We start from the raw sequence: 18621 nt of genomic DNA on the forward strand, positions 1-18621 counted from the left end.
CCGCCCCGGTCGGGCCTCCGTGGGGCTCAGGACCGCGGGGGTGCGGGCAGGTCGTCGAGGAAGGTGAGGGTCGGTACGTGGAAGAGACTGCCGGTGACCGGGACGGAGAAGTCGAGGATCCGGTCGTGCCGGCCCGGCTGCCTGCCGAGGAACATGTTCCGCAGCATTTCCTCGGTGACGTCCGGGGTGCGGGCGTACCCGATGAAGTAGGTGCCGAACTCGCCCTGTGCGATGTTCCCGAACGGCATGTTCTCCCGGACGATCTTGCGTTCGTTCCCGTCCTCGTCGGTGATGGTGTTGAGCGCGACGTGGGAGTCGTCGGGCTTCACCTCGTCGGGGAGTTCGACGTTGGCCTGCTTCGTGCGCCCGATGACCTTCTCCTGCTCGTCGGCGGTCAGGGCGTTCCAGGCGGCCATGTCGTGCAGGTACTTCTGGACGATCACATAGCTGCCCCCGCGGAAGTCCGCGTCCTCGTCGCCGATGAACACCGCGTCGTCGGCGAGACCGCCCTCGGGGTTCTCGCTGCCGTCCACGAATCCGAGCAGATCGCGCTCGTCGAAGAACTTGAAGCCGTGCACCTCGTCGACGACGGTGGCCGCCTCGCCGAGCCGGTCCCCCAGCAGCCGCGCGAGTTCGAAGCAGAGGTCCATGCGCTGGGCGCGGACGTGGAAGAGGAGGTCGGCGGGGGTGCCCCGGGCATGGTGGCGCGGTCCCAGCAGGTCGGTGAAGGGGTGCAGCTCCCGCGGGCGTGGGCCGCTGAAGAGCCGGTCCCAGGCCGCCGATCCGATGCCGACGACACAGCTCAGTTCCATGTCGGGGGCGCGGAAGGCCACGGAGCGGCGCAGGCCCGAGACGTCCTCCAGCAGGTCCCGGACGGTGTCCTCACCGTCCGGTGCGATCGTGGCGACGAGGAACACGGCGGCCCGGGCGGGCGGGACGACGACGGGCTGCGGCTCGAGCACGGGCGTGTGCCTCCTCATCGGGCTCTCCGGCACCGGGCTGTCGGTGTCGGGGCCTCCCGGACGCATGCCGCCCGGTTCGCCCCTACCGCACCAGCATGGCCCGGCAGGGCCGACTCAGCAGGTCGGGCGGCCCGGCCGGGCTCCGGGTCACCGGGTCACCGGGTCACCGGGTCACCGGGGGTCGACGCCCGGGGGCGGCTGCCCCTGCGTCCAGATCGGCCGGACCACGAGGCGGCTGAAGCGCCAGCCGTCGGGGGTGCGGCGGAGTTCGGCCTCGAACCGGCCGCCCACCGTGAACAGGGGGTCGGCGCCGCTGCCACGCAGGCGGAGCGTCGCCTCGTGGTGGACGTGGGTCATCAGGGCGTTCCAGGAGGCGGTGGCCCGTTCCGCCGTGGCGTCCGCGTCGGTGACGATCCCGGAGGCCATGTGCTGAGTGCGGTCGAAGCGTGCGAGCGCCTCCTCGGCGGCGGGGAGGGACTCGGCTCCCCGGGACACTCCCACGGGGGTCTCCATGAGCGCGTCGTCGGTGAAGAAGTCGCGGGCCCGCTCCGGTGCGAGCTCCCGTTCGTCGAGCAACCGGAAGAGCCGGTCGACGAGCATGCTGATCTCCGCGTGGTCCGTCTGCGTGGTCATGCCGAGAGCGTCCTACCTCAAGTCCGCTTGAGGTCAAGGCGGTGCTTTTGGGGTTGCCGTGCGCCGACGCCCGCGCTCGTTCCGTACATATTCGCCGGGTATTCGGGCGGACCGGAGCGCCGACGCCGCCGGAGGATGTCCTGTCGCTAGTGTGATCGGATGTTCCGTCAAGTGACCGACGCCGACACCGCCGTGGCCGCCGGCAGCGGCGACGTACCCGTCCTCGCCACCCCGAAGCTGATCGCATGGCTGGAGGCGGCGACCGTGGAGGCCGCCGCGCCCTTCACCGAACCGGGCCGCACCACCGTCGGTACGGCGATCCGTATCGAGCATCTACGCGCCACGCCCGTGGGCGGCCGGGTGGAGGTGTTCGCCGAGCCCCCGTCCTCCGTGGCGGGACGGCGGCTCACCTTCTCGGTGCGGGCCGTCGACGACTCCGGCCGGCTGATCGCCACGGGCGAGATCGACCGGGAGATCGTCGGCCGCCAGCGGTTCCTCGCGAGCCTGCCCCATCCGGCGGCCGACCGGTGATCCGGCCCGCGGACCGGTGCCGTCACACCGGTGTGTGCCCCTGGAGATAGGTGCGCACGGCCCTCGGCAGAGGGGCGCCGGCGGTGTCCGCGATGGCGGCCCAGCGCAGCCGCTCCGGGGCGAGGCGTGCGCCGTCCGACGGTTCCTCGCTCAGCAGTTGGCACACCACGGCCGGGGCCTCGTCCGCCCGTGCGCTGTCGTGCGGTCCCAGCGTCTCCGTGCCGTCGACGAGGTAGCCGCTGAGCTCGTAGACGACGCGCGCGGCGGTGGCCTGCGCCGACTCGGCCGGTTGCGGTGTGCCGGACGGCAGTTCCCACCCGTCGCCCGGGCGTACCAGCAGCACTCGTCCGTCGTACAGGACGAGTGCCTGCACCGCGCCCTCTCCGTGTTCCCGCGTCATGACCGGCCTTCCCTCCCCCGGCCCCCTGCCAGGTGCTCTCCCCCTACCCAGGGGCGCGCCGCGACGCACCTGTACCGGGGTCCGTCGCACCGCGCTTCGGGCCGTGCCGTCAGTACAGCACCGGCAGATCGGCGGGGCGCACCCGCAGGGTGACCGGCAGGGTGGCCTCCACCTCGCCGTCGGCGCCGTACGGGACGGGCCGGGACGCCTCGATGCGGAGCTCCTTGCCGCGCAGGACGCGCACCTCGGGGCGGCGGACGTGTTCGCCCGTCCTGAGCTCGTTCATGAGGGTGAAGAAGAGCCGGCGTGGCGCCTCCCGGATCATCACGATGTCGAGCAGCCCGTCGTCGACCTTCGCGTCGGGGGCGATGAGCCGGCCGGAGCCGTAGTAGGGGGAGTTGGCCGCGACGACGGTGTAGCCGCGGTGGGTGTGCTCCTCGCCGTCGACGGTGACGCGGTAGTCGGCCGCCCGCCAGGTGGTGACCGCGCGCAGGCCGCCCGCGTAGTACGAGGCGGAGCCACGCAGCAGACGGGCGTTGTTGGCGTGCCGGTTGGCCTCCGCGTCGACCCCGGCGTACACGCTGCCGAGGACGACGGTGCGCGGGTGGACGGCCGACTCCACCTCGATGGTGTCGACCGCCCGGGGTTCCGCGTGCAGCAGGATGCGGGCGAGTGCGGCGGGGTCGGCCGGCAGGTCCAGTGCCCGGGCGAAGTCGTTGCCGCGTCCGGCCGGTACGAGGCCCAGGACCGTGCCGGTGCCGCTCAGCGCACCGCCGATACCGCCGGCGATCCCGTCGCCGCCGACGGCGAGGACGATCCGGCCGCGTTCCCCCGCCCGGACGGCGATGTCCTGGGCGTGGGCGAGGCTGTGGCTGTACTCCGTGTCCAGCTCGGCCCCTGCCTCGCGGAGCAGCCGGGCCAGCTGGAGCAGGGTGGCCGCCCCGGTGGAGCCGCCCGCTGTGGGGTTGACGACGGCGGTGAACTGTCGCATCGGTGTGCCTTTCGGGGCGGGCGGGTCGGTGGGATCAGTCGGTGGGCAGCAGGACGCCGGGGTTGAGCAGTCCCTCGGGGTCGAGTCGTCGTTTCACGGCGCGCAGGGCCGAGATGCCGAGCGGGCCGGCCTCGCGGACGTACCAGTCTCGGTGGTCGGTGCCGACACCGTGGTGGTGGGAGATGGTGCCGCCGGCGGCGAGCAGGGCTTCGTTGGCCGCGTGCTTGGCCGGTTCCCAGTGGGCCACCGGGTCCTCGCCCTGGGCGCTGACGACCGTGAAGTACAGCGAGGCGCCGTTCTCGTACACGTGGGAAATGTGGCACATCACCAGGGGCGGGGTGCCGGCCTGGGTGAGGGTGTCCGTGAGCGCGGTGCGGACGGCCGTGTACAGCTCGGGGATGCGGGACCAGAAGGCCGCGGTCTCCAGGGTCTCGGCGAAGGCGCCGACCTCGAGCAGGGAGTCGCGCAGGTACGGCGCGGAGTAGCGGCCGTGGGCCCAGCGCTCGCCGGGCTCGGTGCCGACGAGGGTGCCACCGCACGCGGTCAGGACGGCGGCCGCCTGCTCGCGGCGCAGGGCGGTGTCCTCGGCGGTGCCCTCGTAGCCGGTGATCGCCATGCAGCCGGCGTCGCCCTGGGTCAGTCCGGCCCCGATGGCGTCGGGCTGTGCCAGGCCGATGAGCGTCTCGACCTCGTCGGACAGGCGCAGCACGGTCGGGCGGGGTCCGTCCTGGGCGAGCCGGCGCAGTGCCGCGGCTCCCTCCTCGAAGGACGCGAACCTCCAGCCTTCGTAGACACGCACCTCGGGCACCGGGCGGATCCGCACGGTGACGGAGGTGATGACGCCGAACGCGCCCTCCGAGCCGAGGATCAGCTGGCGCAGGTCGGGTCCGGCGGCGGAGCGCGGGGCGCGGCCGGTCTCGATGGTGCCCGCGGGGGTGGCGAGGGTCAGACCGAGCACCATCTCGTCGAAACGGCCGTATCCGGCGGAGGCCTGCCCGCTGGAGCGTGCCGCGGCGAAGCCGCCGATGGTGGCCCACTCGAAGGACTGCGGGAAGTGTCCGAGGGTGAACCCGTGCTCGGCGAGCAGCGCCTCGGCCTCGGGGGCGCGCAGGCCCGGCTGGAGGACGGCGGTCCGCGAGATCGGGTCCAGCTCCAGCAGGCCGCTCATACGGCGCAGGTCGAGGGCGACGAAGGCGCTGCGCTCGGGGGCGAGGCCGCCGACCACGGACGTGCCGCCGCCGAAGGGCACCACGGCCAGTGCGTGGGCGGAGCAGGCACGCAGGACGGCGAGGACCTCGTCGTGGGAGCCGGGCAGGACCACGGCGCGCGGGAGGTCCGAGAAGTCGCCGGCGCGGATGCGCAGCAGGTCGGGCGTGGACTTTCCGCGGGTGTGCCGGATGCGGCTCTCCCCGTCCGTGCGGACGTACGCCTCGCCGCCCACGGCTTCGGCAAGGGCCTTCAGGGCCGCGGGATCGGCCGTGTCGGCGGGCAGGCCGATGTCCTCCAGGGTGAGCGAGGGAGTGGTGCGCGGCTTGACGCCGAGCATGTCGCGCAGCAGTCCCGTCACCGAGTCGGGCAGCGGCGCCGCCTTCGCCGGGTCGCCCCAGCCGTTCCACAGCATGTCCATTGAACGGTCGTCCTCACAGGTCGGTGTGCTCGGTTTCGCGCGGCTCGGCTGCCGTCCCGGGACCTCGGCCGCTTCCGTCCGATCCCCGGGGCGTTACACTGTGACACATGACGCCTATTCGTCACAACGGTTCGGACAGCGATCATGTGCTCGACGCGGTGCGCGACTGCGTACTGGCCGTCGGCGTGCGCCGCACCACGCTCGCCGACGTGGCCCGCCGCGCGGGCGTCTCCCGGATGACGCTGTACCGGCGCTGGCCGGACCTGCGCACCCTGGTGGGCGACCTGATGACCCGCGAGTGGATCGACGTGGCCTCCCGCGCGATCCCCCCGGCAACACCGGGCACCGGCACGCGCGGCCGGATCGTGGACGGGCTGGTGGCCGGGACCGAGGCGTTCCGGGCGCACCCCCTCTTCCGCAAGATCGTGGACGTCGATCCGGAACTGCTGCTCCCCTACGTCCTCGACCGTCGCGGAGCGAGCCAGGAAGCGCTGCTGGCGCTGCTGGCCGACGCGCTGCGCGAGGGGCACGCGGACGGCTCCGTGCGCCCCGGCCACACCGAACGACAGGCTCGCGCCCTGCTGTTGACCGTGCAGTCCTTCACCCTGTCCCTGCGCACGATGACCGACGAGGACGATCCGGAGCTGGACTCCGCCGCCTTCCTCGGTGAACTGCGCACCCTCCTGGAGAGGACCCTCACGCCATGAGCCACACCGAGGCCGCACCCGGCTCGTCCCTCAGCGCACCCCGCCGGATCCGGGAACTGGCCGAGGCCGCGGACGGCCGGGTGGCCGACGTCCTGGTCGTCGGCCTCGGCGCCACCGGGGCCGGCGCCGCCCTGGACGCGGCCGCCCGCGGTCTGGACGTCGTCGCGGTGGACGCGCACGACCTCGCCTTCGGCACGTCCCGATGGAGCTCCAAGCTCATCCACGGCGGGCTGCGCTACCTGGCTTCCGCGCAGCTCGACGTGGCGCACGAGAGCGCCGTCGAACGCGGGGTGCTGATGACCCGTACGGCTCCGCATCTGGTGGCCGCGCAGCCGTTCGTGCTGCCGCTGACACCGCTGGTCTCCAGGGCCCAGGCCTCGCTCGCCTGGGCCGGGTTCCGGGCCGGGGACATGCTGCGGCTGGCGGCCCGGACTCCGCGGCAGGTACTGCCCGCGCCGCGCCGCCTGTCGGCGACGGAGGCACGGCACCTGGCGCCGTCGGTGCGTGCGGCGGGCCTGCGGGGCGGTCTGCTGTCCTGGGACGGCAAGGTGACGGACGACGCCCGGCTGGTGACCGCCCTGGCCCGGACGGCCGCCGCGCACGGCGCCCGGGTGCTGACCCGGGTCAGGGTGCTGGAGCTGACCGGTAGGGGCGCCCGCGTCCGCGACGAACTGACCGGCGAGGAGGGCGAGATCAGGGCCCGTGCCGTGATCAACGCCGCCGGTGTGTGGGCGGACGGCCTCGTCGACGGCATCCGCATCCGCCCCTCCCGCGGCACCCACCTGGTCCTGCGCTCCGAGCGGCTCGGCGACCTGCCCGCCGGCCTCCACATCCCCATCCCCGGCGAGACCAACCGCTTCGTGCTGGTCCTGCCCCAGGGCGACGGCCGGGTGTACGTCGGCCTCACCGACGAGCCGGTCGAGGGCGGGATACCCGACGTGCCGGAGGTCCCCGAGACCGACATCGGCTTCCTGCTGGACGTGCTGGGTTCGGCCCTGGACACACCCGTGTCCCGGGAGGACGTCGTGGGCGCCTTCGCCGGTCTGCGCCCCCTGCTGGACGCCTCCGGGCACGACGGGTCCGCGGGGGTACCCGCCCGGACCTCCGACATCTCGCGCCGGCACGCGGTGCTCACCTCACCCGACGGCGTCACCACGGTGGTCGGCGGCAAGCTCACCACCTACCGGCGGATGGCCCAGGACGCCGTGGACGCCGCCTCCGCCGCCCGGGGGCTGAGCGCCGCTCCCTCCCCCACGGCCGCACTGCCGCTGGTCGGCGCCGCCGCGCCCGAGCGGCTGCGGGCCCTGCCCGTGTCGCACCGCCTGGTCCGCCGCTACGGCACCGAGGCCGCCGCCGTCCAGGATCTCGCGGCCTGGGATCCGTCCCTCGCCGAGCCGGTGCTGCCCGGCCACCCCGTCACCCGGGCGGAACTCCTCTGGGCGGTCCTGCACGAGGGCGCCCTCGACGAGTCCGACCTCCTGGACCGCCGCACCCGCATCGGCCTGGTCCCGGCGGACCGCGCCGAGGTGCTCACCACGGCCCGCGAGACCCTGGACCGGGCGACGACCGCGCAGTCCTGAGCCACCGGGGACGGCTCGTCACAACAGGCGGCGGATGTCGCCTCGGACGCGGTAGAAGCCGCCTGCCGCGGGGTGCAGGGCGTCGACGACGTAGCGCGCGCCGGGCTCGCGTATCGCCCGGGGGAACTGGACGTTCCACGAGGTGTCGTAGCCGTCGGACAGCACGTGGACGCGGAGTCGGCCGAACTCCTGGACGCACTCGACCACGACCGCCCCGGCGGGGACCTGGGCCACGGTGGCCACCGCCGCCACGGCGGTCGCGGGCGCGTAGGTCGGCAGCGCGGCGGCGAGCTTGACGTCCCGGACGACCGGCACGGTGCCCTGCTGGGCCGCGGTGACGGCCGCCTCGCTCGCGTCCACGCACACCAGCGAGCCGTCCGTGGTCACCAGGTAGAGCCGCTCGTCGCGGTACTGCATCGACAGCGCCGAACCGCCGCCCGTACCGAGCTTCCACAGCCGCGTGCCGTTCCGGTCGAAGCAGTAGACGGACGAGGCGGCGTCACCGGCGAAGACGAAACGTCCACCGGGCGAGGTGGCACAGGAGTACACCGCGCTGTCGCAGGCGTACGTCGCCTCGATGGCGCCGTTCGTCTTGGACAGCCGCTGGACCACGCGGTGGGCGGTGCCCGCGTACACCGCGTCGTCCTCCTGCCAGCCGAAGAGCACACCGCCCCGGGTGGCGCTGTGCCACAACTCGCCGCCCCCGTCCGGGGCGTAGGCCGTGACGCCCGACTGGTGGCCGTGGTAGACGGCCCGGTCGTCGGCACGGACCATCCAGGCGTGCTCGCCCCGGCTGCGGCGGGCCCACTGGTGTTCGTCCTCGTGGTCGATCACGGTGAGCCGGCCCTCACGGTCCGAGACGTTCAGGATGCCCTCGTGGATGTCCAGCCAGAAGATGTCGACGTCGGCGGCGATGTCGTACGCGGCGAACGGGAGCTTCGAGGAGAGGTCGTAGACCTTGCCGTCGTCGCAGCCCGCGTAGATCCAGAAGTCGTCCGCGACGAGGCACTTCACGCCGTCCGGCAGGTTGAACCGGGCGCGCACCGAGCCCTCGTGGTCCAGGGTGTATACGTCGCCGGCCTGGTTGCCCACCCAGCAGTGCTGGTCGTCGACGTGGATGCCGAAGGCCGCGGAGCCCGTGCGGAACCGCCACAGGACCGGTGCCACGGCACGGGCGGTGGACGGAGCGGAGCTGACCTGACGGCGGGTCACCGAACGCGGGGCGCGCTGCCCCTGGACGGCGGGGGCGTACCCCTTGCGGACCTTCTCCCCCACCTTCTTCGCGGCGGCGGCCCGCGCCTTGTCGACGGTCGGGAACGTCGTCGTCTGCGTCTGCCCGGCGGCACCTATCCGTCCGTACCGCACCGTCACCGTCTGGCCGTCGACGGTCACTTCGTAGAACTTGTGGGCGCCGTCGCCCTCTTGTGACAGCTCCAGATACGTCGTCGACACCACGGACGCCGCGGACATGGCAGACCCCTCCCCAGGACGGACCCGCGGCCGTTCCGGCAGGTCCCCACTGCTGAGAACCGTAAGGGGAGCCACTGACAACGCCCCGGCGACGGCCCGTCCGTGGGGCGCCGGCGGGCCCGGACCGGCGGTGGGGCGGCCGCCGGGCCGGGCCGTGGGGCGCGGGTCAGCCGAGGGTGACCAGGCCTCGGTAGTCCTCGGTCCACAGGTCTTCGTCCGCGTCCGGCAGGAGCAGGACGCGGTCCGGGCGCAGGGCGTCGAGCGCGCCTTCGTCGTGGGTCACCATGACGATCGCGCCCGGATACGAGCCGACGGCGGTCAGGACCTCGTCCCGGGAGGCCGGGTCGAGGTTGTTCGTCGGCTCGTCCAGCAGCAGCACGTTCGCCCCGGAGTGGACGAGTCCGGCGAGTGCCAGACGCGTCTTCTCCCCGCCCGACAGCACGGCCGCGCACTTGTCCGCGTCGTCCCCGGCGAACAGGAACGCGCCCAGGACGCGCCGTGCCTCGCCGGCGTCCAGCCGCGGCGCGGCCAGGGTCAGGTTCTCCAGCACGGTACGTCCGGTGTCGAGGGTGTCGTGCTCCTGCGCGAAGTAGCCGAGGCGCAGCCCGTGACCGTGCACCACCCGCCCGGCGTCCGGTCGTTCGGCCCCGGCGAGCACCCGCAGCAGGGTGGTCTTGCCGGCGCCGTTCAGGCCGAGCACGACCAGACGGCTCCCCCGGTCCACCGCCAGGTCCACTCCGTCCAGCACGCGGTGGCCGCCGTAGGACTTGGACAGGCCGATCGCGCCGAGCGGCATGCGCCCGCACGGGGCCGGCTCCGGCAGCCGGATCCGCGCGGTCTTCTCGGCGCGCCGGGCCGGCTCCAGCTCGGCCAGCATGCGGTCGGCGCGGCGGGTCATGCTCCGGGCCATGGTGGCGGTGGCGGAACGGGCCTTCATCCGGTCCGCCTGTGTGTGCAGCGCGGCGGCCTTGCGTTCGGTGTTCGCCCGTTCCCGGGTGTGACGTCGTGCGTCCGTCTCCCGGCGGGTCAGGTAGGTGTGCCAGCCGGTGTTGTGGATGTCGATCGTCGCGCGCGTGGCGTCCAGGTGGAACACGCGGTTGACGACGTCGGCGAGCAGGTCCGTGTCGTGGCTGATCACCACCAGGCCGCCCCGGTGGCCCTGGAGGAACGTGCGCAGCCAGGTCAGGGAGTCGGCGTCGAGGTGGTTGGTCGGCTCGTCCAGCAGCAGGGTGCCGTCGGTCCCCCCGAACAGGATCCGGGCGAGTTCCACGCGGCGCCGCCGGCCGCCGGACAGGGCGCCGAGCGGTTCCGCCAGCACACGTTCGGGCAGGCCGAGTCCGGCCGCCACACGGGCCGCCTCGGCCTCGGCCGCGTATCCGCCGCCGGCCTGGAAGGCCGCTTCGGCGCGGGCGTAGGCGGTCATCGCCCGTTCCAGCGCGCCCGGCCGGTCGGCCGCGGCCATGGCAGCCTCCGCCCTGCGCAGTGCGTGCAGCGCGGTGTGCAGTCCGCGGGCGGACAGCAGCCGGTCGGTGACGGTCATGGCGGGGTCGGCGGCGCGGGAGTCCTGGGCGAGGAAGCCGACGCGCCCGGTGCGGGCGACCGTGCCCGCGGCGGGCGCCGACCTGCCGGCGAGCGCGGTCAGCAGCGTGGTCTTGCCGGCGCCGTTGCGGCCGACCAGACCGATCCGGTCCCCGGGGGAGACGGTGAGGGAGATGTCGGAGAGCAGCAGGCGCGCGCCCGCGCGCAGCTCGACACCACGAACGGTGATCATGAAGGAACGCTCCGAATAAGCGAAAGGACACACTTCTGGCGTGGAAGCGGGTCCTCAGCTAGGAGATTCGGGGCGTGGACATGCCTTCACGCTAACGCAGGGGCTCGGAGCGCGGTACTCGTTTTCCGTCCCGACGGTCGGGCGTACGTCTCGCGGGACGGAGGATCACCCCGTCAGGGCGTGGCCGTGACCTCGACCTTCGCGAGGCGTCCGATCTCGTCGAAGTGGACCTCGGCAGCGCTGCCTCCGGGCAGGTCGGCGGTGATCCGGGCGGGCGCCGCACGCTGGGGCAGGCCGTGGTGGTCGAAGTAGCCGCCGACGACATGCCGGGCGGAGAAGCCGATCAGGCCCGCTCCGGTCAGGAGGACCCGTGGCAGGGTGACCGGGTCGGGGGCCGCACGGGGGACCTGCGCGTCGTCGGGGAGGAAGTACACCCGGGTGTCCCCTCCGGCGGGCACGCCGATGTAGCCAGGTGCTCCGGTGATTCCCATGCCGGTGAAGGCGAGCATCTCCGCCGCGCGCCGCGGATCGGTGAAACCGGACAAGTCCAGGGTTTCCTCGGAGAGTTCCGCGATCCCGTGCGCCTGTCCGTACCGCTCGACCGCCACGGCCGCCGCCACGACCTCGGTGCCCCGCAGGCCCGGGTTGGCCCATCCCCACATCCAGGTCCGCTCGGCCGTGTCGTAGGTCCCCAGTACGGCGACCCGCAGGTCCAACTCCCCCTGCCGGTAGGCGCATGCGGCCAGGTCGGCGCTCCACGGACCGTCGGGCAGGAAGCCGGTCAACACCTCGAGCTGGGCCGCACCCCAGGCGGCGTGCCGTTCGGCCTCCAGCAGGAAGGCGTCGCTGAATTCACTGATCATGCCCCGACCTTAGAGGTCACGGTCGCTTCCTTGGTGCTCGCGGTCGTTGCACGGCTCATGGTGGACCTGGTTGAGCGGCCGGCGCCGGAGGAGTTGGGGGAAATGTTCCGCGCGGTGGTGCTTCCGACCGAGGTCGTACGCCCGCACGGCGGGGGTCGGCAGCGGGTCTGGGCCCGGCTCGTCAACGTCATCCTCGACGAACGGGGCGCCCGCGGTGCGCTGGACCGGCCAGGTGCGCGGTCGGCTCGGGCAGCATCCGGGCCGCGACGTCACGCCTTCAAGGCGATGAGCCGGTACAGCGGATCCGGGCGTGCCGCGTCCTGGTCCGGGAGCTCAGCGAGCCGTCGGCACACGTCGGTCACCTGGCCCGCGGCCGCATGCGAGGACCACGGGATGTGCCCCGCCTCGATCACCTCACGCCACCTGCGCGGGCTGCGGCCCTGCCCCGTTCCGGGGAACACGGTCTGTCCTGCAAGACCCAGCCCCCACTCCGCGGCCCGACCAAGCACGAGTGCGGAACCGTCGGGCACCCGGGGTGCGTACGGCCCGCGCCCCCTCGTCAGGCGCTCATGAGCCGGCTGAACCTCTCGGTGTCGATGTTGCCGCCGGAGGCGATGACGCCGATGCGGGGCGGCAGGTCGAGGTGGCCCGCCAGGAGCGCGGCGAGAGCGGTGGCGCCGCTGGGCTCCAGGACGATCTTCAGGCGCTCGAAGGCGAAGCGCATGGCGCCGATGATCTCCTCGTCGGTGACGAGCGTGACGGCGTCCACCAGGCGCTGGTTGATGGTGAACGTGATCTCGCCGGGGGTGGGCAGGGCCTGTCCGTCGGCGATGGTGCGGGGCACGGGCACGGTGACGCGCCCGCCGCTCTCCAGGGAGCGTTTGGTGTCGTCGCCTGCTTCCGGCTCCACGCCGACCACCCGGACCCCGGGATGCAGGGCCTTGGCGGCGATGGCGCTGCCGGCGATGAGGCCACCGCCACCCACCGGTACCAGGAGGGCGTCCAAGGGGCCTGTCTCGTCGAGGAGTTCGAGGGCGGCGGTGCCCTGGCCTGCGATGACATGCGGATGGTCGTAGGGCGGGATCAGGGCGAGACCACGATCTTCGGCGAGCGCTTCGCCGAGGGCGGTGCGGTCCTCGGTGTAGCGGTCGTATGTGACGATCTCGGCCCCGTACCCGGCGGTGGCCTCCCGCTTGGAGCGGGGGGCGTCCTCGGGCATCAGGATGACGGCGCTGGTGCCCAACTCGCGGGCCGCCAGGGCGGTGGCCTGGGCGTGGTTGCCGGAGGAGTAGGCGGCGATGCCCTTCGCGAGCTGTTCCGGGGAGAGCTGGGCGGCGGCGTTGTAGGCCCCGCGGATCTTGAAGGCTCCGACGCGCTGGAAGTTCTCGCACTTGATGAACACCTCCGCGCCGACACGGGCGTCGAGGGTGCGGGAGGTGAGGACGGGGGTGCGGTGGGCGACGCCTTCGAGTCGTACGGCGGCTTCCCGGATGTCGTCGAACGTCACGGGCAGGGCGGCGGCCATGGCGGTGTCCTCTTTCCACGTGGTGCCGCTGGTCACGGCGTCGTCTTCGCGTAGTTGTAGACCGTCGCGCGGGAGACGCCGAGCAGATCGGCGATGGTCTGCGCCGCGTCCCGCGAGTCGAAGTGGCCGTCCCGGTGGAGCTGCCGTACGAGGGCTCTCTTGTCCTCGCGGCTCAGCGACCGGGGGGTGGCGGCACGCCGGGCGCACAGTTCCTCCACCGCTCGGCGCAGCTCTCGCGCGTTGCGGTCCCGCAGCGTCTCCAGCGGCTGGTCCCGGTGCGCGGTGTCGGTGGCCACGAGGTTGGCCAGGGTGAGCGTCAGGGGTGACAGCACGGAGACGTCGAGATTCAGGCAGAGCGCGGCGACGTACTCCCCGTCGGCGTTGCGGATGCCGATGGACGTGCTCTTCGCCGGGCGGCCGTCGGGGAACCGGTTGGGGTAGTTCTGGACCACGTCGGGGTATGCGGGGTCGGCGATCCGGGCCAGACCCAACTCGGTTGCGGAGTCGCCGACCTGACGCCCCGACAGGTTGTTCTCGATCGCCCGGACCGCGTGGTCCGGGTCCCGCAGGTCGTGCAGCACGACCTCGCACAGTCCGGGGAACATCCGGCCGAGCGCTACGGCGATCTTCTCGGCCTCCCGGATCAGGTGCTCGTCCAGCTCCGCGAGGTCCGGCCGTGCCGGGGGTGCCACGCCGAGGTCGTCCTGCGACGCCTCGACCGAGGATTCGCGCACCCGGCCCTCCTTGGAATTCCCGTCCATCTCTGGACGGAAAGACTAAGGAGCGTGCCGGGCTCTGTCCAGTGCCCGCCGGAGCGGGAGCCGCCCGTCAGGCGGCCAACTGCGGGTACATCGCGGCCAGGTCTCCCGAGAGCCCCGCCTTCACCTGTCGGGACACGTCGTCCGCCAGGACCTCGAACGCGCCGGACTCGACGCCGTCGAGCGCCAGGGCGGCCACGTCACCGGGCGCGGACTTCGGGGCGTCGACGTGCGCGGCCATGTCCGTGTCGATGTAGCCGACATGCAGTCCGGTGACCTCGATACCGCGCGGACGCAGCTCCAGGCGCAGGGTGTTGGTCTGCGACCACAGGGCCGCCTTGGTGGCGCTGTAGGAGCCGGCGAGGCCGATCCAGGAGAGCACGGAGTGGACGTTCAGCAGGTGTCCGCCCCCGTTGCCCTCGATGACCGGTGCGAAGGCGCGGGTGACCAGCAGCGGTCCGAAGAAGTTCGTCTCGAACTCCGCACGGATGTCACCGACCGCCGAGTCGAGGAAGGAGGTCGCGCCGAGGGAGACGCCGGCGTTGTTGACGAGCAGGGTGACGTCCGGGGCCTGGGCCACCGCGGCCCGGACGGACGCCGGGTCGGTGACCTCCAGGGCGAGGGGTACGGTGTCGGGATACGAGACGCTGCGGGGATCGCGGGCGGTGGCGTACACCTTGGCGGCGCCGCGCGCGTACAGCTCCTCGACCAGCGCCTTGCCCAGTCCGCGGCTGCCGCCGGTGACCAGCGCGACGGAGTCCTTGATCGCAGTCATGGTGATATCTCCCAGTAGTGGAAACCGATCGGTTTCCACCAAGGTAAACCGATCGGTTTCCCACGGCAAGCGGAACGGTCCACGAGGTGGACCGGACATGGGCGCACGGCGGCGTCCCCGAGCAGCGGGGCCGGCCAGCCGCGTCCCGACCGCCCAGCTGCCGGCCGGGCACAGGAGTGATCGTCCCCCTCGCCTCTCACCCCCGGCGGAACTCCCCAGCCCCTCGACCAACCCCCCGTGCACACCTCCATACCGGCGGCCGAATCGATGTGGCCAAATCGATTTGGCCGCCGTCCACGGCCGGATCGTCGAGGCCTGAGCCGAGCGAGCCGAACGGAGCCCGCGCGTGTCCAGTCCCGCACATCCCGTCGACCCCACTCCCCCGCCCACCGGCACCTCCGGTGCGGTCCATCCCGTGGACGAGTCCCGGCCCCTCGGCCGGATCCTGGTCTTCGGCGTCCAGCACGTCCTCGTCATGGCGGCGACCCCCATCTCCGCGATCTTCCTGATGAGCGCCACCCTACGGCTCAGCCCCGGGATCACCGTCGATCTGCTCTCGGCGGCCCTGCTGCTGTCCGGGATCGGATCGCTCGTGCAGTCCCTCGGTCCCTGGAAGTTCGGGCCGCGACTGCCGTTCGTGATGCTGCCGGGCGGCGCGCCCCTGATCCTGTTCATGGCGATCGCGCAGCAGCACGGACTGCGTACGGCCACCGGCGCGGTGATCCTCACGGCGGCCTTCACCTTCCTGGTGCTGCCGCTGTTCGCACGGCTGCTGAAGTTCTTCCCGCCGCTGGTCATCGGCACGATGATCGTCATCGTCGGCGTCAACCTCGTGAAGGTCGGCGCGCTGCTGGCCACCGGGCACCCGGGTGCGCCCGGCTTCGGCGATCCGGCGCGACTGGGGCTGGCGTTCGCCACCATCGGCCTGATCGTCCTGTTCACCCGGTTGCTGCGCGGCATACTGCGGCAACTCGCCGTGTTGCTGGGCCTGGCCGGGGGCACGGCCCTCGCCTTCGCCCTCGGTCAGGTCCACCTGGACGCGGCGCTCTCGGGCGGGCTGGTCGGCGTACCGCGGCCCTTGCCGTTCGGGGCGCCCGTCTTCGACCTGCTGGCCGCGCTGCCGCTGATGCTGTACAGCCTCGCGTCCATGGCGGAGGCGACCGGGCAGACCGTCATCAACGCGGAAGCGGTCGGCAAGGACATCGACGTCCGCTCGGACGTGCCGCGAACCGTACGCGGGGACGCGCTGACCTCTCTGCTCGGCGGTTGCTTCGGGCTGCCGCTGATGGTGACCAGCGGGGAGAACATCGGGATCGTGCGGGTCACCGGCGTGCGCAGCCGGTACGTGACGGCCGCCGCGGGCGTGGTCCTCGTCGTCCTCGGTTTCCTCACCCCGGTCGCGCGGGCGATCAGTGTGATGCCCTCCGCGGTGGTGGGAGGCGCCGCCATGGTCGTCTTCGCGGTGATCACCGTGCTGGGTGTGCAGATGCTGCAACGGGCCCGGCTGGAGGACCACACGTCCATGGTGACCTGCGCCGTCGCCCTCGCACTGGGGCTGCTGCCGATCCTCGTCCCCGGGGTGTACGCCGGATTCCCGTCCGGCGTACGGATCCTGCTGGAGAGCGGGGTCGCCGTGGGCGCGTTCGTCGCGGCCGTCCTCAATGTCGTCTTCCACCATCCGTGGCGACGTGGCGAGGCCGTCACGGCCCGGCCGGCCGAGGCGCCGGGCCCGGCCGCCCGCGTATGAGCGCCGCCTGCCGCACCCCCACCACGACCAGCCGTCCGCAGCTCTGCCCGCAGCCTACGGAGAACCATGACCGACCCCACCCACGACCTGCTCCGCCACGACACGCTGCTGCTGGTCCCCGGCGTGACGCTGACCCCCGACGGCCCGCTGGACCGGCACGCCGTCCTGGTGCGGGACGGTGTCTTCGATGACGTCGGCCCCGTCGAACGACTCCTGCGCACCCACCCGTCGCTGACACCCGTGCGGCTGCCGGAGCACGTGCTGATGCCCGGCTTCGTCGACACGCACCACCATCTGACCCAGAGCTTCGGCGGCGCCCTCGCCTTCGGGGAGCCGTCGGAGATCTTCCGGCGGGTGTGGGTGCCCCTGGAACGCGCCCTGGACGAGGAATCGGCCTACGTCGCCGCCAAGTTGGCCGCGCTGGAGTCGCTGAGGGGCGGCTTCACGACCGTCGCCGAGTCCGGCACCCGAGCCGCCGTGGACGTCGACGTGGTGGCCTCGGCCACGCGGGACGCGGGCATCCGCTGCCTGCTAGGACTCGTCTGCAACGACGCCTCGGACGGCACCGGCGAGGACGCCGACCCGCGGGCCGTGCTCGCCGCCGCCGAGAGGCATCTGGCGCGCTACGGCGGCGGCGACCTCGTCCACCCGTCGCTCGCCGTGTCGGTGCCGGAGGCGGCCACCGCGTCCACCCTGGCGGCCACGGCACGGCTCGCCGCCGAGGCGGGAGCGGTGGTGCAGATCCACGTGAACGAACACCTCGTCGCCGTCGAGCGGTCCCTGGTCCGGCACGGGCTGCGGCCGCTGGAGCATCTGCGCCAAGTCGGCGCACTCGGCCCGCAGTTGCTGGCCGCGCACGCCACCCTGCTCACGCCGTCGGAGGTGACGCTGCTCGCCGACAGCGGCGCCGCGGTGAGCTACAACCCGGTGGCAAGCGCCTGGAAGGGCAACGCGGTCGCCCCGGCGACCGCGTTCGCCGAGCGTGGTGTCCGGTTCGGGCTGGGCACGGACGGCACGCGCGGGGACGGTTTCCGGCTCGCGGACGCGGCCGAGTTCGCGCAGCGGCTCACCTACGGCCTGGCCAGCGGCGACTCGTCCTGCGGTGCCGGCTGGACCTGGCTGGAACGGGCCACCGCGGGCGGTGCCGAGGCGGCCGGACTCGGTGGGCTCACCGGGCGCGTCGCCCCGGGCGCCGCCGCGGACTTCCTGCTCGTGGACGTCGGCGGGCCGGAGATGCAGCCGTCCTGGGACCTTCCCTGGGAGCTGGTCCGGCGGGGCAACCGGGACCAGCTCACCGCGGTGTTCGTCGCCGGCCGGCTGCGGCTGTGGCGGGGCTGGCCGTCGGACTGGGACGGCCCGGCCCTGGTGCGCCGGGCCGCCGCGCTGGGCCGGCGGGTGGTACGGCGGGCGCAGGTGGTCCGGGCCCACCCGACCTCGGTGGCCGCGAGGAACCGCGGGGCGACGGTGCCCTCCCCGTGCCCCGGATCCTCCCCCGACGCGGCAGGGTCCGCCGTAGCGGCAACGGCCGCCCCCGTCACGGCTCCCGCGCGTCCCGAGGGCTGTCCGCGATGAGCGGCGGCATGCTCGCGGTGCTGGCGCTGACCGTCGCGGCGGCCGCGTTCGTGCAGGGCGCCAGCGGCCTGGGGTTCGCGCTGATCGTGGCCCCGGTCGCGGGACTGCTCGACCCGGGTCTGCTGCCGGTGTTCGTGCTGACGGCGATGATCCCGCTCAACCTGTACGTCGCCTGGCGCGAACGGCACAGCCTCGACCTGCGTGGCGCCCGGTGGATCACGGCGGCCCGGCTGGCGGCGACGCCGGCGGGACTGGCGCTGCTGTGGGCGATCCCGGAGAGCGACCTCGGGGCCGTGGTCGGAGCGGCCACCGTACTGGCGGCCGTGGTCAGCCTGGTCGTGCCCGCCTTCGCGCCGGGGCCCGGCGCCTACATGGGCGCCGGACTCGTCACCGGCCTGACGGAGACGGCGACCGGGGTGGGCGGGCCGCCTCTCGCCCTCGTCTACCAGCACCGGCCGCCCGGGGAGCTGCGGGCCACGGTCGCCGTCTGCTTCCTGGTCGGCGAAGTCGCCTCCCTCTGCCTGCTGTTCGTCACCGGGCGGGGCCGCGCGGCGGACATGGGCTGGGCGCTGCTGCTGCTGCCCGCGCTCGCGGCGGGGGCCTGGCTGAGCCGGCTGGTGCACCAGCGCGTGGACACGCGGAGGATGCGCGCCTTCGTCCTCGTCTTCGCGCTGGTGTCGGGGGTGGTGCTGATGGCGGGCACCTGACC

General features: G+C 73.3%; 18 protein-coding genes. 6 read left to right on the forward strand and 12 right to left on the reverse strand.

Annotated features, from left to right (window positions below; all coding sequences use genetic code 11):
• Positions 1-26 precede the first annotated feature (26 nt).
• Together BLW57_RS04230 and BLW57_RS04235 are read right to left on the reverse strand one after the other, a co-directional pair.
• Positions 27-962 (reverse strand): Dyp-type peroxidase, encoded by a 936-nt coding sequence (locus tag BLW57_RS04230; RefSeq protein WP_093472241.1) that lies wholly within the window; start codon positions 960-962, stop codon positions 27-29.
• A gap of 171 nt (positions 963-1133) precedes the next feature.
• Positions 1134-1595, reverse strand: a complete 462-nt coding sequence (locus BLW57_RS04235) for a nuclear transport factor 2 family protein (RefSeq protein ID WP_093472242.1) — start codon at positions 1593-1595, stop codon at positions 1134-1136.
• Positions 1596-1754: 159 nt separating this feature from the next.
• Here BLW57_RS04235 and BLW57_RS04240 point away from each other — a divergent pair, with 159 nt between their 5' ends.
• Positions 1755-2126, forward strand: a complete 372-nt coding sequence (locus tag BLW57_RS04240; protein ID WP_093472244.1) for a thioesterase family protein — start codon at positions 1755-1757, stop codon at positions 2124-2126.
• A gap of 22 nt (positions 2127-2148) precedes the next feature.
• Here the strand turns inward: BLW57_RS04240 and BLW57_RS04245 are convergent, their stop codons facing one another.
• The 3 genes from BLW57_RS04245 to BLW57_RS04255 form a co-directional block, all read right to left on the reverse strand.
• The gene (locus BLW57_RS04245; protein ID WP_093472245.1) at positions 2149-2526 is read right to left on the reverse strand and encodes an NUDIX hydrolase; all 378 of its coding nucleotides are present in this window, start codon (positions 2524-2526) and stop codon (positions 2149-2151) included.
• 109 nt (positions 2527-2635) lie between these two features.
• On the reverse strand, positions 2636-3517 hold the full coding sequence (locus tag BLW57_RS04250; RefSeq protein ID WP_093472247.1) for a YegS/Rv2252/BmrU family lipid kinase: 882 nt from the start codon (positions 3515-3517) through the stop codon (positions 2636-2638).
• A gap of 34 nt (positions 3518-3551) precedes the next feature.
• Positions 3552-5144 (reverse strand): FAD-binding oxidoreductase, encoded by a 1593-nt coding sequence (locus tag BLW57_RS04255; RefSeq protein ID WP_093472248.1) that lies wholly within the window; start codon positions 5142-5144, stop codon positions 3552-3554.
• 107 nt (positions 5145-5251) lie between these two features.
• Here BLW57_RS04255 and BLW57_RS04260 point away from each other — a divergent pair, with 107 nt between their 5' ends.
• Together BLW57_RS04260 and BLW57_RS04265 are read left to right on the forward strand one after the other, a co-directional pair.
• On the forward strand, positions 5252-5851 hold the full coding sequence (locus tag BLW57_RS04260) for a TetR/AcrR family transcriptional regulator (protein WP_093472250.1): 600 nt from the start codon (positions 5252-5254) through the stop codon (positions 5849-5851).
• Complete coding sequence (locus tag BLW57_RS04265; protein ID WP_093472251.1) at positions 5848-7431, forward strand: glycerol-3-phosphate dehydrogenase/oxidase; 1584 nt, start codon at positions 5848-5850, stop codon at positions 7429-7431. Before BLW57_RS04260 ends, BLW57_RS04265 begins: the two co-directional genes overlap by 4 nt.
• Before the next feature lie 18 nt (positions 7432-7449).
• Here the strand turns inward: BLW57_RS04265 and BLW57_RS04270 are convergent, their stop codons facing one another.
• The 7 genes from BLW57_RS04270 to BLW57_RS04300 form a co-directional block, all read right to left on the reverse strand.
• The gene (locus BLW57_RS04270; RefSeq protein WP_093472253.1) at positions 7450-8901 is read right to left on the reverse strand and encodes a WGR domain-containing protein; all 1452 of its coding nucleotides are present in this window, start codon (positions 8899-8901) and stop codon (positions 7450-7452) included.
• Positions 8902-9067: 166 nt separating this feature from the next.
• Positions 9068-10672 (reverse strand): ABC-F family ATP-binding cassette domain-containing protein, encoded by a 1605-nt coding sequence (locus BLW57_RS04275; RefSeq protein WP_176985453.1) that lies wholly within the window; start codon positions 10670-10672, stop codon positions 9068-9070.
• Positions 10673-10845: 173 nt separating this feature from the next.
• On the reverse strand, positions 10846-11535 hold the full coding sequence (locus BLW57_RS04280; protein WP_093472255.1) for a DUF6882 domain-containing protein: 690 nt from the start codon (positions 11533-11535) through the stop codon (positions 10846-10848).
• Positions 11536-11804: 269 nt separating this feature from the next.
• A complete protein-coding gene (locus BLW57_RS04285; RefSeq protein ID WP_176985454.1) occupies positions 11805-11996 on the reverse strand; it encodes a hypothetical protein in 192 nt (63 codons plus the stop codon).
• 98 nt (positions 11997-12094) lie between these two features.
• Positions 12095-13060 carry a threo-3-hydroxy-L-aspartate ammonia-lyase gene (locus BLW57_RS04290; protein ID WP_093480519.1) on the reverse strand — a complete coding sequence of 322 codons (966 nt, stop codon included), beginning with the start codon at positions 13058-13060 and terminating at the stop codon, positions 12095-12097.
• A gap of 32 nt (positions 13061-13092) precedes the next feature.
• Positions 13093-13752 (reverse strand): helix-turn-helix transcriptional regulator, encoded by a 660-nt coding sequence (locus BLW57_RS04295; RefSeq protein WP_256339794.1) that lies wholly within the window; start codon positions 13750-13752, stop codon positions 13093-13095.
• Positions 13753-13888: 136 nt separating this feature from the next.
• The gene (locus BLW57_RS04300; protein ID WP_093472258.1) at positions 13889-14593 is read right to left on the reverse strand and encodes an SDR family oxidoreductase; all 705 of its coding nucleotides are present in this window, start codon (positions 14591-14593) and stop codon (positions 13889-13891) included.
• A 346-nt stretch (positions 14594-14939) separates the two neighbouring features.
• Here BLW57_RS04300 and BLW57_RS04305 point away from each other — a divergent pair, with 346 nt between their 5' ends.
• The 3 genes from BLW57_RS04305 to BLW57_RS04315 all read left to right on the forward strand — a co-directional run bounded on the left by BLW57_RS04305 (position 14940) and on the right by BLW57_RS04315 (position 18619).
• A complete protein-coding gene (locus BLW57_RS04305) occupies positions 14940-16340 on the forward strand; it encodes a uracil-xanthine permease family protein (protein ID WP_256339382.1) in 1401 nt (466 codons plus the stop codon).
• Between the two features lie 66 nt (positions 16341-16406).
• Positions 16407-17912, forward strand: a complete 1506-nt coding sequence (locus BLW57_RS04310; RefSeq protein WP_093472259.1) for an amidohydrolase family protein — start codon at positions 16407-16409, stop codon at positions 17910-17912.
• The gene (locus BLW57_RS04315; RefSeq protein WP_093472261.1) at positions 17909-18619 is read left to right on the forward strand and encodes a sulfite exporter TauE/SafE family protein; all 711 of its coding nucleotides are present in this window, start codon (positions 17909-17911) and stop codon (positions 18617-18619) included. Before BLW57_RS04310 ends, BLW57_RS04315 begins: the two co-directional genes overlap by 4 nt.
• The last annotated feature ends 2 nt before the right edge of the window (positions 18620-18621 follow it).

It is taken from the genome of Streptomyces sp. 1222.5 (genome assembly GCF_900105245.1).
GTDB classification, from domain to species: domain Bacteria; phylum Actinomycetota; class Actinomycetes; order Streptomycetales; family Streptomycetaceae; genus Streptomyces; species Streptomyces albidocamelliae.

Excerpts from the sequence above, each read along its gene's own strand:
- BLW57_RS04235 (WP_093472242.1), bottom strand. The coding sequence starts at position 1,595 with ATGACCACGCAGACGGACCACGCGGAGATCAGCATGCTCGTCGACCGG.
- BLW57_RS04240 (WP_093472244.1), top strand. The coding sequence starts at position 1,755 with ATGTTCCGTCAAGTGACCGACGCCGACACCGCCGTGGCCGCCGGCAGC.
- BLW57_RS04245 (WP_093472245.1), bottom strand. The coding sequence starts at position 2,526 with ATGACGCGGGAACACGGAGAGGGCGCGGTGCAGGCACTCGTCCTGTAC.
- BLW57_RS04250 (WP_093472247.1), bottom strand. The coding sequence starts at position 3,517 with ATGCGACAGTTCACCGCCGTCGTCAACCCCACAGCGGGCGGCTCCACC.
- BLW57_RS04255 (WP_093472248.1), bottom strand. The coding sequence starts at position 5,144 with ATGGACATGCTGTGGAACGGCTGGGGCGACCCGGCGAAGGCGGCGCCG.
- BLW57_RS04260 (WP_093472250.1), top strand. The coding sequence starts at position 5,252 with ATGACGCCTATTCGTCACAACGGTTCGGACAGCGATCATGTGCTCGAC.
- BLW57_RS04265 (WP_093472251.1), top strand. The coding sequence starts at position 5,848 with ATGAGCCACACCGAGGCCGCACCCGGCTCGTCCCTCAGCGCACCCCGC.
- BLW57_RS04270 (WP_093472253.1), bottom strand. The coding sequence starts at position 8,901 with ATGTCCGCGGCGTCCGTGGTGTCGACGACGTATCTGGAGCTGTCACAA.
- BLW57_RS04275 (WP_176985453.1), bottom strand. The coding sequence starts at position 10,672 with ATGATCACCGTTCGTGGTGTCGAGCTGCGCGCGGGCGCGCGCCTGCTG.
- BLW57_RS04280 (WP_093472255.1), bottom strand. The coding sequence starts at position 11,535 with ATGATCAGTGAATTCAGCGACGCCTTCCTGCTGGAGGCCGAACGGCAC.
- BLW57_RS04290 (WP_093480519.1), bottom strand. The coding sequence starts at position 13,060 with ATGGCCGCCGCCCTGCCCGTGACGTTCGACGACATCCGGGAAGCCGCC.
- BLW57_RS04300 (WP_093472258.1), bottom strand. The coding sequence starts at position 14,593 with ATGACTGCGATCAAGGACTCCGTCGCGCTGGTCACCGGCGGCAGCCGC.
- BLW57_RS04310 (WP_093472259.1), top strand. The coding sequence starts at position 16,407 with ATGACCGACCCCACCCACGACCTGCTCCGCCACGACACGCTGCTGCTG.
- BLW57_RS04315 (WP_093472261.1), top strand. The coding sequence starts at position 17,909 with ATGAGCGGCGGCATGCTCGCGGTGCTGGCGCTGACCGTCGCGGCGGCC.